This is a genomic window from Pantoea wallisii, from assembly GCF_002095485.1.
In the GTDB taxonomy this organism is placed as follows: domain Bacteria; phylum Pseudomonadota; class Gammaproteobacteria; order Enterobacterales; family Enterobacteriaceae; genus Pantoea; species Pantoea wallisii.
This window is the reverse complement of sequence record NZ_MLFS01000037.1, coordinates 1-15,861: the sequence shown is the minus strand read 5'-3', so window position 1 is coordinate 15,861 and position 15,861 is coordinate 1. Positions and strand designations below refer to the sequence as shown.

At 58.2% G+C, this 15,861-nt stretch carries 11 protein-coding genes and 1 pseudogene; 7 read left to right on the top strand and 5 right to left on the bottom strand.

The features are described from left to right. Positions 1 to 5: 5 nt before the first annotated feature. Positions 6 to 908, bottom strand: coding sequence for a ParB/Srx family N-terminal domain-containing protein (locus tag HA48_RS13615; RefSeq protein WP_128601797.1), 903 nt, complete (start codon positions 906 to 908; stop codon positions 6 to 8). A gap of 182 nt (positions 909 to 1,090) precedes the next feature. Between HA48_RS13615 and HA48_RS13610 the strand changes: the two genes are divergently transcribed. Both HA48_RS13610 and HA48_RS13605 read left to right on the top strand, forming a co-directional pair. Continuing rightward, positions 1,091 to 1,726, top strand: coding sequence for a DapH/DapD/GlmU-related protein (locus tag HA48_RS13610; protein ID WP_128601796.1), 636 nt, complete (start codon positions 1,091 to 1,093; stop codon positions 1,724 to 1,726). A gap of 329 nt (positions 1,727 to 2,055) precedes the next feature. After that, positions 2,056 to 4,416 carry a membrane-bound PQQ-dependent dehydrogenase, glucose/quinate/shikimate family gene (locus tag HA48_RS13605; RefSeq protein WP_128601795.1) on the top strand — a complete coding sequence of 787 codons (2,361 nt, stop codon included), beginning with the start codon at positions 2,056 to 2,058 and terminating at the stop codon, positions 4,414 to 4,416. A gap of 87 nt (positions 4,417 to 4,503) precedes the next feature. Here the strand turns inward: HA48_RS13605 and HA48_RS13600 are convergent, their stop codons facing one another. Beyond that, positions 4,504 to 5,970: a catalase gene (locus HA48_RS13600; protein ID WP_128601794.1), complete on the bottom strand. Its 1,467-nt coding sequence runs from the start codon at positions 5,968 to 5,970 to the stop codon at positions 4,504 to 4,506. 462 nt (positions 5,971 to 6,432) lie between these two features. Here HA48_RS13600 and HA48_RS13595 point away from each other — a divergent pair, with 462 nt between their 5' ends. From HA48_RS13595 to HA48_RS13585, 3 genes are all read left to right on the top strand, one after another. Continuing rightward, positions 6,433 to 7,845, top strand: a complete 1,413-nt coding sequence (locus HA48_RS13595) for a carbohydrate porin (RefSeq protein WP_244182851.1) — start codon at positions 6,433 to 6,435, stop codon at positions 7,843 to 7,845. A 109-nt stretch (positions 7,846 to 7,954) separates the two neighbouring features. Next, on the top strand, positions 7,955 to 8,611 hold the full coding sequence (locus HA48_RS13590) for a glutamate racemase (protein ID WP_128601792.1): 657 nt from the start codon (positions 7,955 to 7,957) through the stop codon (positions 8,609 to 8,611). A gap of 214 nt (positions 8,612 to 8,825) precedes the next feature. Next, complete coding sequence (locus HA48_RS13585; RefSeq protein WP_128601791.1) at positions 8,826 to 9,530, top strand: pirin family protein; 705 nt, start codon at positions 8,826 to 8,828, stop codon at positions 9,528 to 9,530. 12 nt (positions 9,531 to 9,542) lie between these two features. Here HA48_RS13585 and hcr read toward each other — a convergent pair whose 3' ends face one another. From hcr to rpiB, 3 genes are all read right to left on the bottom strand, one after another. After that, on the bottom strand, positions 9,543 to 10,517 hold the full coding sequence (gene hcr / locus HA48_RS13580; RefSeq protein ID WP_128601790.1) for an NADH oxidoreductase: 975 nt from the start codon (positions 10,515 to 10,517) through the stop codon (positions 9,543 to 9,545). A gap of 10 nt (positions 10,518 to 10,527) precedes the next feature. Next, positions 10,528 to 12,180, bottom strand: a complete 1,653-nt coding sequence (hcp, locus tag HA48_RS13575; RefSeq protein WP_128601789.1) for a hydroxylamine reductase — start codon at positions 12,178 to 12,180, stop codon at positions 10,528 to 10,530. 206 nt (positions 12,181 to 12,386) lie between these two features. Then, positions 12,387 to 12,845, bottom strand: coding sequence for a ribose 5-phosphate isomerase B (gene rpiB / locus HA48_RS13570; RefSeq protein ID WP_128601788.1), 459 nt, complete (start codon positions 12,843 to 12,845; stop codon positions 12,387 to 12,389). 433 nt (positions 12,846 to 13,278) lie between these two features. Between rpiB and HA48_RS13565 the strand changes: the two genes are divergently transcribed. Further along, positions 13,279 to 14,613, top strand: a complete 1,335-nt coding sequence (locus HA48_RS13565; RefSeq protein ID WP_128601787.1) for an MFS transporter — start codon at positions 13,279 to 13,281, stop codon at positions 14,611 to 14,613. A gap of 1 nt (position 14,614) precedes the next feature. Beyond that, a pseudogene (locus tag HA48_RS13560) lies at positions 14,615 to 15,861 on the top strand (dihydroxyacetone kinase family protein); the annotation flags it as partial.

Here is a 15,861-nt window from a genome sequence, read left to right as displayed (position 1 = left end):
CTTTTTCAGGGCCGGAAGGCCCAGTCCAGTTTGCCGCCGTCGGCCTGCAATTTATGCAGCTTCTTTTCATTCACGCTATCGCGCGCACCCAGCTGCCGGGCGGTTAACGGGCCGCTATCATTCTGACCAATCACCGTATCCTTCGCCACGCCGGTCATCCTCTCCGCTACCTGCGTAATGGCCGCGGCATAACCCTGACGATCGTTCAAATCCATGCGCTGTAACGGCAACTGAGTGGCCAGCCACTTGCCCCAGTAAAACTCCAGGAAGGGCGGCGGATTCTTCTCTTTTGCAAAACCGATATCCCGCACGAAGTAGACCAGTGAGCGATAGTCGTCGTTTTGCATATGCTGACGCCCCAGCTCCCGGGGCAACGCCCCGGGCGCAATGGTGCCCTGCGGCGTTTCAAGCCACACTAAATGGCGCGCCTCCATCTGCTGCCAGAACGCGTTCATGCTTTTCAGGCTGCGGAAATCGTCGGTAATACGCACCTGCACTGGCGTGCTGAGTCCGGCTATATCGGCGAAGTTACTGAAAGTATGGTGCCCATCAGTAAGATAAAGCTGATTGTCAGGGCCAATCACGGCAGTTTTCATCGGGCCTGGCTGCGTGCCAACCGCAGCTTTACAGCGAAAGCTGGCGGGCTCACTGAGCGTGGAAGCCGCATCAAACGTCGCCACGCCTTTTTGCCCCATGCTTTCACAGTAGTCATCGAACAGCTTTTCCGGTTCGGCCTGATAACGATGCAGTTTGTAATCCAGCTGACGATAGCCGAGCGCCGCCTGCGTGGGATGCAGCTGCGCGAGCGTGGTCCCGACGATTGCGCCGGCGTTGCTGCCGGCGGGCAGGGCTGCCCAGGCGGGTAAGGCGCTCAGCAGTGCGGCAATCAGGCCCGTTGTCGTTTTCATGTTATCCATCCTGTTGGCGAGTCTGCTGCGCATTGTAGCGCAACCCGGGGCATAACGTTTTTTTGCCCGCAAATAACCTGGTGCCGTCGTATTAGTGTCACGGAGACGGGCCAGGATAGGGGTTTCAGGTTGCGCCAGGGCAACCTGTTATCCAGACATCTGACCACAACGGAGCTTCCACTATGGCACTCGCTGCAGTACAACCCGCCAAACTGCAACACACCTTTATCGATCCCAGCGTGCGTATGCGCGAAAGCACGATCGGACAGCAGTGCGAGATTCTGGCGCACACCTTTCTGGAGTACAGCCAGCTGGGGGATTTCTCCTACCTGGGCGAGTACTGCTGCATTGCGGATGCGCAGATAGGTCGCTTTACGGCGATAGCCAATCAGGTGCGAATCGGCGCACCCAATCACCCGATGGATCGCGCTTCACAGCACCGTTTTACCTACTGTCCCGAGTATTACGATAGCCAGGCGCGACGCGACCAGACGTTCTTTGCCAACCGGCGGGCGGATCGGGTGGTCATTGGCAATGATGTGTGGATTGGCCACGGTGTGATTGTGCTGCCTGGCGTGACGGTGGGAGACGGTGCCGTGCTGGCAGCTGGCGCGGTAGTGACGAAAGATGTGCCGCCTTATACCCTGGTCGGCGGCGTGCCGGCAAAGCCAATACGGGCACGCTTTGCACCGGAGATCGCGGCGCAGCTGCAGCGGATTGCCTGGTGGGACTGGCCGCTGGAGAAGCTGATGGCGCATCTGGCCGATTTTCAGTCCGCAGATATTACCGCTTTTTGCGCGCGACATAAGGTGTCGTAGCGGTGGGTAGCATGGCAACGGCGACCCATCAGGCCGCCAGCCGTACGTATTCCAGGCACATCCGCCCGCCCCATGCACCTGCCGATTATCAAAAAATGCGAATTCTTCACCTGACTCATTAATTTCTTCTGACAAAATGAAACGTGATTTCAATCACGGATTGAACGAAGCGGCGTTTGTCAGCCTTCAGTGCGGCTACATTGATTAGCGGCACTAACGTCACACATCGCAACGGGTTTTTACATGCATCTAACGTAAGTTAAAATTTTGTTGATAATGTGTGTAATTTATTTGGGGTGGTTACGAATGACAACAATTGAGGGAAGGGCATGATAAACAAACTCACCAGTATCGTGCTGGCGATTCTGGGTTGTGCGCTGCTGTATATGGGCGGCAAACTGTTAATGATGGGCGGCAGCGCCTTCTATGCGCTGATGGCAGTCGGTTTATTGATTACCGCTATTTTACTGTTCAGAAATCAGCGCAGCGCACTGGCGCTGTACGCCATTTTGATGTGGATTACCCTGGCGTGGATCGTCTGGGAAGTGGGCTTTGATAAGTGGCAGTGGATTCCGCGTGGCGACCTGTTTGGCGTTATCGGTCTGTGGCTGGCGATGCCGTGGGTGGTCAAGCCGCTTTATCAGGGAACGCGTCGCTTCCATACGTTCCTGGGCAGCACCGTTATCATCATGATCCTCGTGGTGATTGGTCTCTGCTTCTACGATCCCGTGCCGCAGGAAGGCACCATCAGCAATGAACGCGCGCAAGGCAGCGAGCAGGGTGCCGCCAGCGACTGGGCAGCCTACGGCGGTACTGCGGAAGGTATGCGTTTCTCCGCGCTGAATCAGATCACTAAAGCGAACGTAAAAGATCTTGAGGTGGCCTGGACGTATCACACCGGCGATCTGCGCCAGGATGCGGATGCGACCGAATACACCTTTGAAGCTACGCCGCTGAAAGCTAACGGCATGCTCTACTTCTGTACGCCGCACAACGAAGTGCATGCGCTGGATCCGGAGAGCGGTGCGGTGAAGTGGAAGTTCACGCCGGCGAAAGATCGCTCTTACCTGCAGCAGCATCAGACCTGCCGCGGTGTCAGCTACTATCAGCCGGCTGCGGCAACCGCGCAGGATAACGCGGCTGGCCCCGCCATCTGTCGTAAGCGTATCTTCAATGCCACTACCGATGCACAGCTGATTGCGCTGGATGCGGACACCGGTAAGCCCTGTGCCGACTTCGGTAACAATGGCGTCGTCGATCTCCACGCCAACATGGGAGATGTGCGTCCGCATGCGCTAATGCAAACCGCTGCACCACTGGTGGCCGGGAACCTGGTGATCGTGGGCGGTTCGGTGATGGATAACGGCTTCAACAGCGGCAATCCATCGGGCGTTATCCGCGCTTACGATGTCCTCAGCGGCCGTCTGGTGTGGAACTTTGATCCGGCGAACCCGGACAACACCGCGCCTGTTGCGGCCGGTCAGACCTATCCGCAGGACACGCCGGTTGCCTGGGGTACGCTAAGCGCCGACCTGAAAAATGGTCTGGTCTATGTGCCCTTCGGTAACGCTTCACCAGATGAAGTGGGTATTGAACGTGATGCCAACAGCAACACCGAGAAGTTCCGCGACACGCTGGTGGCGCTGGATCTGAACACCGGCGCATTCAAATGGCGCTACCAGAGCTCGCATCACGATTTGTGGGACCGCGATAACCCTTCGCAGCCTTCACTGCTGGATATCGATTATCAGGGCCAGAAGCAGCCGGTCGTGATCCTGCCGACGAAAACCGGCAACCTGTTTGTGCTCAACCGACTGACCGGCCAGCCGGTTTATCCGGTAAATGAGGTTAAAGTATCAACCGAAGGCGGCGTGCCAGGGGAGAAATTTGCGGCGACGCAACCGGTCTCAAGCCTGAACTTCATTCCGCAGCCGCTGACTGAAAAATCCATGTGGGGTATCACACCGTTTGATCAGATGTCCTGCCGTATGGATTTCCGCAGCCTGCGCTACGATGGCAATCCGTGGACGCCGGCAACCGAAGCCGGCACGCTGGTGTTCCCGGGGAATATTGGCGTCTTTAACTGGGGCTCGGTCGCGGTTGATCCACAGCGCCAGATGCTGATCGCCACACCTGTGCGCCTGGCGTACAAATACAATCTGATCAAGCGTACGCCATCTACCGCCACGGAACGTCTGTTCACCAAAGATGGTCAGCCTTACTGGAACGAGAATTTCCATGGCGACTACGCGATTCACATCCAGCAGCTGGCCTCCGGCCTGGGTATTCCGTGCATCGCGCCACCGTGGGGCCGTATGGTTGGGGTGGATCTGAAAACCGGCAAAACCGAATGGCTGCGTCGTACAGGCACCACCAAAAACCTGAAAACCAGCTTCCTGCCGGGCCGCTTCCCGATTGGCTTCCCGATGGGCATGGTGGCACACGGTGGTCCGCTGCTGACCGCAGGCGATCTGGTGTTCCATGGTGCCACGGCGGATAACTTCTTCCGTGCCTATGACAGCACCACCGGCGAGCTGCTGTGGCAGACTGAACTGAGCGCCGGTGCACAGGCCACGCCATCCACCTTTATGGGTAAAGATGGTAAGCAGTATGTGGTGATTGCGGCCGGTGGCCACGGTTCACTCGGCACCAAAGCCGGTGACAGTGTGGTGGCGTACCGTCTGAAGTGACGGCGTAATGCAATGGCCGCCGCAAAAGGCGGCCATGATTAATACGCTGCATAAACCGGCGGCCCTGACGGGCCGCCTCTTTGCGGATCAGCGCTTGGCGCGCTCGGTCTGCACGCGCTGAGCAATGCGATCGCCAATGGCCTGATCGATATTGCGCCAGTAGTCGAAGGCCCGCGACAGCACCGGCTCCTCAACACCATTCAGCAAATGCCCGCTCACGTTATTCACTAAACGCTCGCGCGCGGCATCATCCATCACCTTATTCACCAGCGTATTGGCCTGGCCGAAATCGTCATCATCCTGACGCAGCGTATAGGGCGCCCGCACCATGTTGCCGTGCGCTTCCCAGGTTGAATCGGTTGGATAACGCTCACCATCCGCCACGGGACCGCCTTTGGAGTTAGGTGCGTAGACCGGATCGGAGACCGGGTTGATGCGCATCGCGCCATCTTTGCTGTAGCTGTGCACCGGCGCCTGCGGGGCGTTAACCGGAATCTGCTTATAGTTCACACCCAGCCGCGCACGGTGGGCATCCGCATAGGCAAAGACGCGGCCAATCAGCATTTTGTCCGGGCTCAGACCGATGCCGGGCACCAGGTTATTCGGCTCAAAGGCGGCCTGCTCAATCTGCGCATGGTTATCAGTCGGGTTGCGGTTCAGCATCAGCTTACCGACCTTAATCAGCGGATAGTCGCTGTGTGGCCAGACTTTGGTGAGATCGAACGGGTTGAAGCGGTAGGTCTCTGCCTCTGCGAACGGCATGATCTGCATGTAGAGCGTCCAGCTGGGGAAGTCGCCGTTTTTGATGGCGCTGAACAGATCGCGCGTATGGTAATCGCCATCCTGGCCCGCCAGCAGGTCAGCGTGATCCTGCGCCAGGAACTCCACGCCCTGATCGGTTTTGAAGTGGTACTTGACCCAAAACTTCTCGCCTGCGGCGTTGGCCCACATATAGGTGTGGCTGGAGTAACCATTCATATGCCGCCAGCTTTTCGGGATACCGCGATCGCCCATTAGCCAGGTCACCTGATGCGCGGATTCCGGCGACAGCGTCCAGAAATCCCACTGCATATCGTTATCGCGCAGGTTGTTATCGGCGCGGCGCTTCTGCGAGCGGATAAAGTGCTGGAACTTCATTGGATCGCGAATAAAGAAGACCGGCGTATTGTTGCCCACCATGTCGTAATTGCCTTCGGTGGTATAGAACTTAATGGAGAATCCACGGGGATCGCGCCAGGTATCCGGGCTGCCACGCTCACCGGCCACGGTAGAGAAGCGCATCACCACATCGGTTTTGGTGCCGGGCTGAAACACCGCCGCTTTGGTATAACGGCTGACATCCTCGGTCACCTGAAAATAGCCAAAGGCGCCGCTGCCTTTCGCGTGCGGCTGGCGCTCCGGAATACGTTCGCGGTTGAAGTTAGCCATCTGCTCAATCAGATAGTGATCGTGCAGCATCAGCGGCCCGTCAGGCCCGACGGAGAGCGAATGCTCATCGCTGGCTACCGGAATGCCAGCATCCGTGGTGGTCGGTTTACGATCGTCATTGCTCATAATATCTCCAGCTTTTGTAAGGATAATTCAACCTCTAAGCGTAGCAGCACGCCAATGGCTTGCCCGGTTGATTGCGCTGGTGCAAAACCGTGCCGCGTGGAGTGCGAGGCGGCTCGCAAATCTCGGTTTATTTTGGTGGCGAGGCGATCATAATTTTCAACAAGAGCAAAACGTAATTTTGCGAAACAGATCTGAAATGAGAGAGGAATTAACGGCTGGATTGAGACGGTTCGTAGAGGAATTTTAATTTAGTACCGGATATATGCCTGAATTACAGGTTGCCGTTATAAGTTCATGTAAAATAAGTAAATTTACTTTCATGATATCGATCAAGTTACGCCGGATTTCTCTTCTCTATTCTCTCGCCGGGTAGTGCACAGGCAACGCAATCGGCACATGGAAAGAGGAAGAGAGAAGAGTATGGTAAAGCACAATATATGTTTGACGCCTCTGGCGCTGGCAGTGACATATTTGTTTTCCGCCAGCGGTACGGCGGCGGAATTAACGCTGGAGCAGCGGTTAACGCAGCTGGAGGCGAAGATAGCGCAGCAGCAGGCTCCCTCAGAGACAACGCACAGCTTTGCTTTTTCCGGCTATGCCCGTTCGGGATTGCTGGTGAATGATAAAGGGCGGGGCGGCCATGCGGGGCCGGGCATTTCACCGGCCAGCTCGATCGGCGGTGATGCGCATATTGGCCGGCTCGGCAACGAGAAGGATCACTATGTCGAGCTGGGCTTTCATCACCAGAGCCGCTTCAGCAACGGTGCGTGGGCCAATTTTAAGGCGCTGCTGGCCGATGGCTCCTCCAGCCCCGATCCCTGGGTGCAGAGCAGTGATAATAATCTCAACCTTCGTCAGGTCTACGTTGAAATCGGCGATCTGCCGGACTTCAGCGGCGCGGCGAAACATGCCACGCTGTGGGCCGGAAAACGCTTTGATGGCCGTAACTTCGACCTGCACTTCACCGATACCGATATCGTCTTTCTCGGCGGCACCGGTGGCGGCATCAGCAACCTGACGTGGAGCGATCGCGGGCGCAGTGATTTTTCCCTGTATGGCCGCAGTTTTGGCGATCTCGGCAGCAGCCGCTATAGCGATGATAACGTGCAAAACCTGCTGCTGACCTCTAATCAGTTTTACGATAATGCACAGTGGATGCTGACAGGCATGAGCGCCAGCGGGAATGATGATCTCAAAGGGCGCAACGCCACCACCGGCGGCTATGCCCTGCGCAGCGATGACACCGCAAAGCATGGCGTGTTTACCATGCTGGCCTGGCATGACACCTCCAGCTTTTACGGACTAGCCCCGGGCAGCAGCACACATGCGCTGCAGTGGGGACGGGGCCTGGGCGCAGAGCTGCGGCAAATTGGCGGTGACGGTGATCTGACGCGCAGCGCCAGCGCCGTGCGGCTTGCCACATTTGGCGTGGTACCGCTTAGCGAGCGCTGGTCTCTGGCCCCTGCGTTGCTGGCGCAACACAGTGAAGATCGCTATCGCAGCGGCGATCGCTATGACTGGGCCACCGTCAATCTGCGCGTGGCGCAATCCATCACGCAGAACTTTGCGCTGCAGTATGAAGCCTCCTGGCTGTATATGGATTTGAAACCCAATGGCCGCACTTACCGCGATGGTAATACCATCGCCAGCTATAACGCGGTGAAGGGCGATGTCTACAAGCTAACGTTTGCGCCCACCTTCAAGGTTGCAGATATCAATAACATGTTAGTGCGCCCGGAGATTCGCCTGTTCGCGACCTATATGAACTGGTCGAAAGCGCTGGATAAGTATGCGCTGAATGATGATTTTGGCAGCGCCGGTTTTAGCGCGGGCGGCAGCTGGAACGTAGGCGTGCAGGCGGAAGTATGGTTCTGATCGTCAGGAAACGTGCTGCTGCGGCAGCACGTTCTGGCGCGTAAACTGACTCTGTTGAGAGGGATTCAGGTTATAGTGCCAGACACTATGGAAGATAGAAGGGAACATCATGACGATTGCCTGCCTGCACACGGCTGCCAGTAATATCGCCATTTTTGATGCGGCGGCGCATGCGTCCGGCATGCCGCTCGCGCAGTTGAGCCATCTGGTCATGCCGCACCTGCTGGCGGAAGCGGAGCTGAGCGGCGGCATGACGGCTGCGCAGCAACAGCGGCTGACGCAGATGCTGCACAGCCTGACGCCCTGGTTCGACGCGATTCTGATCACCTGTTCGACGCTGGGCGCAGTGGCTGACGGGATGGATAATGCGCAGGCACGCTGCCCGATCTACCGTACCGACCGGATGCTGGCGGATGAGGTGCATCGGCTGGCGGGCAGTACGCAGGTGCTGTGCGCAGCAGAGTCTACGCTGGCCAGCACCCGGAAGCTGTTTTGTCCGCCGACTCTCCCGGCAGTACGGCATCCCGAGGTTCGACTGATTCCTGGTGCCTGGGCCGCGTTTAAGGCCGGCCAGCATGAAAAGTATCATGCAATGATTGCCGAAGCGGTGCAGCAGGCCCGCACACAGGGCGCCGATCAGGTCGCGCTGGCCCAGGTTTCGATGGCCGCCGCGCTGCCGCATATTCCCCCTGCGCTACAGCCGCTCACCAGCCCGCAGCTGGCGCTGCGTTTTGTACTGGCGCACATCAATCGACGCGATAGATAAACCGGTGCGCATGAATGCGCACCCTACAATTCCCTTTACCTGCCGGTCCGCCATTGATGACAACCGGGTTAACCGCCGTACCCAACCACCAGCACGGTGCGCATCGGCCAATGTCATTCAAAATCCCTGATTTAACCTAACAAAATCCCCCTCTGGTACGCAAACCTGCAACCTCTATCATGGGTAACAGAACCTGATTCTGAGGAAAACCAGCATGAACCTGATTAAAGCACAGCGTGACCAGCTGTTTGAATTTGGCCCGTTTACCATTCGTCGCCAGCGCCCGGGCGAGGGGTTTGGTCCGCTGGCGGTTATCGACCAGATGGCACTGAAAACCGGCGCGCAAATTCCGCTGCACCGCCATCAGGATGATGAGATCTTCAGCTACGTCTGGCGTGGCTCAGCGCAGCATCTGCAGGAGAACGGCGAAAGCCTGGCGCTCAATGCCAAACGTGCGCTGGTGGTCAACGCCGGCGCAGGCATCCGGCACGAAGAGTCCACGCCGCTGATCGAAACCTCAATGCTGCAGGCCTACATTCGTCCGGCGCAGAGCGGCGGTGAAGCCCATGTGCAAACATTCACGCGCGCTGAAGGGGTGCCGGATAACCACTGGACGCTGCTGGCGGGCCCGGAGGGGAGTACGGCACCGATGACGCTGCGCCAGGCGGTATATATCTACGATCTCAAACTGGCGCGGGGCAAGCAGCTCGAGGTTCCGCACCTGCCGGGTTACGCCAGTTGGATCAGCGTGCTGGACGGTATCGTGCGCGTCGGCGAGCAGCGGGCACAGCAGGGGGAAGCCGTCAGCGACAGCGCCGGTTTGCCGGTCATATCCGGCGAACGCGACGCGACGCTGGTGCTGTTCCTGGTCAAACATGATGCGCCTGCGGTATCCAGCGGCACCATGAGCGGCAGCTAACCGCGCCGCCCGCTACGCCAGTACCAGATCGCTCTGCGGCTGACAGGAGCAGGCCAGTACATAGCCTTCGGCCAACTCCCGTTCACTCAGCGTCTGCGTACTGGTAACGCGGTAATCACCCGCCAGCACCTGGGTTTTGCAGCAGCCACATACTCCTTCGCGGCAGGCGGCGATAACCGGCACGCCGTTGCTCTCCATCGCCTGCAACAGCGAATTGCCGCGCGGCGCCGAGAACGTTGTTGCCGGCGACCGTTTGCTGAACATCAGCCTCTCTACGTCAGCGCTGGCTGCCACCGGCGGTGTGAAGAACTGTTCGCGGAGGAAGCGCGTTACGCCGAATCGCCTGAGTGTTGCCTCTGCCCAATCCATATAAGGCGCAGGCCCACAGCAGAATACCGTGCGCTGCGCTAAATCCGGCACCTGCTGCAGTAATGCCTCACTCAATCGCCCGGCTATAAAACCCGGCGTCACGTCGTGTTCCGCCACCCGCGTCACCGCGTAGTGTGACCACTCCCGGGCGAAGATCAGATCCTGGGGTGAACGAACATTAACGATCGTTTGCACATCGCACGCCGGACGGTACTTCGCCAGCCAGCGCCGCATCGACATAATGGGCGTCACGCCGCAGCCCGCCGCCAGCAACAGCACCTTGTCACTGGCCTCGTTATCGCAGGTGAAGTGGCCCTGCGCATCGGAAAGCCAGAGATAGTCGCCGCGCCTGACCTGCTGCGTCAGCCAGCCGGAGCCGACGCCATCCTCAATACGGCGCACCGTGAGCTGAATGTACTCACTGACGCCCGGCGTAGAGGAGAGCGAATACGCACGCAGCGTGTCTGCGCGCTGATTAATGCTCACCAGCGCATACTGCCCGGCGCGATACGGATAGTGGTCGTGACACAGCAGCGAGAGCGTCCAGACATCCGGTGTCTCCTGCTGTATATGGTGCACCTGCATACGCCACGGGCAGTGTGAAGTTGGCATTGTCATTGGCGTCTCCTCAGGCACTCAGCATCTGCTGCATATCATGTTCGACAGTGGTCACCTGGCGCAGTCCGAATTTTTCATTGAGGATGGCAAGCAGATCCGGCGTCAGGAAGGCTGGCGCGGTCGGGCCGGTGACAATATTGGTCACGCCCAGTGAAAGCAGGGTAAGTAGAATCACAATGGCTTTCTGCTCAAACCAGGAGAGCACCAGCGACAGCGGCAGTTCGTTGACGCCGCAGCCCAGTTTTTCCGCCAGCGTCACCGCCAGGATAATCGCGGAGTAGGCGTCATTGCACTGACCGGCATCCACCAGCCGCGGCAGACCCTCAATGTGGCCGAAGTCGAGCTTATTAAAGCGGTACTTGCCGCAGGCCAGCGTCAGGATAAGACAGTCATCCGGCACCTGAGTGGCAAAATCGGTAAAGTAGTTACGTTCACCGCGCGCGCCGTCGCAGCCGCCCACCAGGAAAACGTGGCGTAGCTTTTTGCGACTCACCAGGTCGATCAGCGTATCAACGGCGCCCAGCAGCGTCTGCCGGCCAAAGCCGACGGTGATCAGATGCTCAATTTCACTATACGGAAAGCCGTTAAGCTGCTGCGCCTGCGCAATCACCGGGCCAAAATCGTCGCCCTCCAGATGATTAACGCCCGGCCAGCCCACAATGCTGCGCGTCCAGATGCGCTCAGCGTAATCACCCATGTGCGGATCAATAATACAGTTGGAGGTCATGACGATCGGGCCGGGGAAACGGGCGAACTCGACCTGCTGATTTTGCCAGCCGCTGCCATAGTTCCCAACCAGATGGGGATAGTCGCGCAGCGCCGGATAACCGTGCGCCGGGAGCATTTCGCCGTGCGTATAGACGTTCACGCCGGTGCCCGCGGTTTGCTGCAGCAGCTGGTGCAGATCTTTCAGGTCGTGGCCGGAGATCAGGATGCATTTGCCCGCCACCGCTTTGACATTAACCTGCGTTGGCGTGGGATGGCCGTAAGCGGCGGTTTCACCCGCGTCCAGAATGCGCATTACGTTGAAGTTCATCTGCCCGATCTCCATCGCGCAGGCGAGCAGGGCTGCCATATCCGCAGGCCAGCTGCCGAGCCATGCCATGATTTTGTGATACTGCGCGTACAGGGCATTGTCATACTGACCCAGCACATGCGCGTGCTCCATATAGGCTGCCGCGCCTTTCAGGCCATACAGGCACAGCAAGCGCAGGCCAAGTACGTTTTCACCAATGCTGGCCTTATCGCGGTTGGGCACAAACGCGGCTGCCTGGCGCTGCAGCTCCCCCAGGTCATCGCTGACCAGCTGGAGATCAGCCTGGGGATGGTCAACCTGCGCCCGCGCATCCAGAGCGCGGCAGAGTCGTTTAAGCATCTCCCTCTTGGCAATGGCTTCACGCGCATAACCGACAATGCGCAGCGAATCGAAGTTGACATTGGTGAGCGTGGCGAAGAAAGCACGCGGTGCGAACTGGTCGATTTCGTGATCGATCAGGTCATAGCTGCGCGCTTTATCCGCCCAGGCGGAGAGCCCCTGCAGCGCAGCTATCAGCAGATCCTGAAGATCTGAGGTCTCAGCTGTTTTACCGCACATGCCCTGCGCATAAGCGCAGCCGTTGGCCGCCGGCGTTCTAATGGTTTGCTCACACTGCACACAGAACATAGTCGTCCCTTCGCTATAAGTTGTATTTTAAATGCACCTTAAAGCTAAGCCGGATTCTGAAGGCTGACCAGCGGATTTTAGGGCAATGTGCAGGGGAATTGATCTGGCGCAATTTTGCTGCAGAAGAGCGGTTTCAGCTTTCACGCTAAAACGGATTCAGGGACGCGACAGGCCATACGACCCGCCGCGTTCCGGCAACGCTTTACTTAGCGGGCGTGGGAGGCCTGCTCATACCAGCCAATTTTCTCCACTTTGGCGGTGGAGCCACCGCCTTCAAATTCAGAGTCCAGCCAGGCGTTAACAATGTTCTTCGCCAGCTCTGGCCCAATCACGCGTGAGCCCAGGGTCATGATCTGCGCGTTATTGCTCTTGCGCGCACGCTCCGCTGAGAAGGTGTCGTGGCATTGGGCAGCGCGCACACCTTCCACTTTGTTTGCCACGATAGCCATGCCAATACCGGTGCCGCACAGCAGAATACCGCGCTCAAACTGCTGTTTTTGTATCGCGGTCGCCAGCGCAAACGCCACATCCGGGTACATCGGTCGGTCATTCTGTGCATCGTTACTGTAATCAGTGACCTGGTAATCTCTCTCTTCGAGCAGCTTTTTAATCTGATTTTTCAGATCGATCGCTGCATCATCGGCGCCAATAGCGATAGTTTTCATTGTAACTCTCCAGCAGGAATAGACTGTCGCCTGTGCATATGAACGACAAGCGAGAAGATGTTCATCACCAGCCTGCCACAGAAATAAACATATGTTCAATGGTTGTTCATCTGTTTGATGTGGCGGCCTTAGCGGTAACGTGGCTAAAAAGCTTCTCTAACCCCTTGTTTGCGCAGGAAAGGGCGCAAAAATCTGAAATTCAGCCTCTGTTTAAATCTCATGAGCGCAGTCACACTTTCACTATCTGCGGTTGAGCGCTGCACAATTATACGTGTACTGTTCATTTGTTCGAACTGCCATACCAATGAACAAGAAGACCCATTGAGGACTCGATCATGTGCCACTGCTGCCTTACCTCGGAAACGTTCTGTCGCCAGCGCCCCTCTGACGCTCCGACAACGCCTTTTAATCGCGCACGTCATGGAGGTGCGTTATGAGTCAATCCGCTATCAACGCCGTTGAGCACTCGGCTATCCGCAAAATCTCCTGGCGTCTGGTGCCCTTTGTGGCGCTGATGTTCTTCATCAACTTCCTGGACCGCACGGCGATCTCGTTTGCCGGTCCGAACGGCATGACGCAGGACCTCGGCCTGACTGCGCTGCAGTTTGGCCTCGCGTCCGGCATCTTTTTCATTGGTTACATCCTGCTGGAGGTGCCCAGCAACCTGGCGCTGCATAAGTTTGGTGCCCGTCGCTGGCTGGCACGCATCATGATCAGCTGGGGGATTGTGTCGCTGCTGTTTACCTGGGTAAGCAGCGTAGAGGGGCTTTATACGCTGCGCCTGCTGCTGGGCATCGCAGAGGCTGGCTTCTTCCCCGGCGCCATTCTTTACCTCAGCATGTGGGTGCCTGCGCGTCACCGCAGCAAAATCCTCTCGCTGTTCTACCTGGCACAGCCGCTGACGGTGGTATTTGGCGCACCGCTGGCGGCTTCGCTGATTAAGCAGCATGGCCTGTTTGGTCTGGAGGGCTGGCGGGTAATGTTTATGGGGGTTTCAATCCCGGCGATTCTGATTGGTATCGCGGCGCTTTTCTGGCTGGTGGATTCACCGCGTCAGGCGAAGTGGCTCACGGCGGAGGAGAAAAGCTGGCTCACCACTGAACTGGAGGCGGAGCACCAGCAGAAGCAGGGCCATCACAAACACAGCCTGCGTTCGGTAATGGGTAATAGCCGCGTATGGATGCTGTGCCTGATCTACTTCGGCTTCATTTATGGCCTGTATGCGCTGGCGTTTTTCCTGCCAACCATTATCTCAGGCTTCCAGCAGCAGTTTGGCACCACCTTTAACGTGATGCAGAAGGGGCTAATCACCGGCGTACCCTATCTGATTGCTGCCGTGGTGATGTTCTTCTGGTCGCAGGATGCCAGCCGTCGCGGCTGCAAAACCTGGCATATTGCCATCCCGGCGCTGGCCGGTGGCATCAGCGTACCGCTGGCGCTCTATATGGATTCGCCCTTTACCACCATCATGGTGATCGCGATTACGGCCAGCGCCATTTTCGCTGCGTTACCCAATTTCTGGACCTTACCGACGCAATTCCTGACCGGCGCCTCGGCCGCTGCGGCCATCGCGCTGATCAACACCTTAGGCAACGTGGCGGGCTTCTCTGCGGGTTACATCACCGGTGCCTTACATGATGCGACCAACAGCTACGCCTTACCGATGTTTGTCGTGGGCGGATTCATGCTGCTCTCCGCCGTACTGATGCTGTTACTCAATCGCCGCCGCCCGCAGTCGCAGCCGACCCCTTTACCCCAGGAGCAATAAGATGACGTATCTGTTTAATCAACCTTCGGCCTTCGCGGCGGAGCTTATTGAGGGCTTTGTGGCGGCGCACGCCGATAAAGTGCGCCAGGTTAACGGTGGTGTGGTGCGCAGTACGCGTAGCCAGCCGGATACCGTTGCCGTCATTGTCGGGGGCGGCTCCGGTCACTATCCGGCGTTTGCCGGGCTGGTGGGGCAAGGGCTGGCGCACGGCGCAGCATGGGCAATCTGTTTGCTTCACCCTCGGCCCAGCAGATCTATAACGTGGCGCGTGCCGCACACAACGGGGCGGGTGTGCTGCTGATGTTTGGCAACTACGCTGGTGATGTACTGCACTTCGGTCAGGCCTGCGAGCGCCTGCGCGCCGAAGGGATCGCCTGTGACGTGCTGGCGGTGACGGATGATATCTCCAGCGCCGGCAACGATGAGCGGCAAAAACGGCGCGGGGTTGCCGGCGATCTCTGCGTGTTTAAGGTCGCCGCTGCCGCCGCAGAAGCGGGTGACGATCTGGCCACGGTGCTGAAAAAAGCGCAGCACGCCAATGAGCGCACCCGGACATTTGGCGTGGCCTTCTCCGGATGCACACTGCCGGGCGCAACGCATCCGCTGTTTGAGGTGGAAAAAGGGCGTATGGCGCTGGGGTTGGGCATTCATGGCGAACCCGGCATCAGCGAAACCGCCGTACCGCGCGCGGATGAGCTGGCAGAGATCTTCGTTGAGCGCCTGCTGCAGGCGTTGCCGGTCGATATTGCACACGCCAGCGGGCAGCGCGTGGCGGTCATCCTTAACGGACTTGGCTCCGTCAAGTATGAGGAGCTGTTTGTGGTCTATCGCCGCGTGGCGCAGCTGCTGGCCGCAGCGGATATTGAGATCGTGGAGCCCGATGTCGGCGAGTTCGTGACCAGCTTTAATATGGCAGGCGTATCGCTAACGCTGATGTGGCTTGATGATGAACTGGAAACCCTGTGGCGCGCACCTGCCGATACGCCCGCGTATCGCAAAGGCAGCGTATTGAAAGCGGAGCCGCTCAGCGCCGAAACCTGGGCCGCAGGCAGTGAAGAGGCGTTGCCTGAGGCGACGCCGGAGGCGCAACAGAGCGCGCAGCAGGTGCTGCAGCTACTGGAAGCGGTGGCAACGATGCTGCAGCAGAACGCGGAAAAGCTGGGCGATATCGATGCGGTAGCCGGCGATGGCGATCACGGTATCGGCATGGAGCGAGGCGTACTGGGCGCCGTGGCCAAAGCGCGTGAC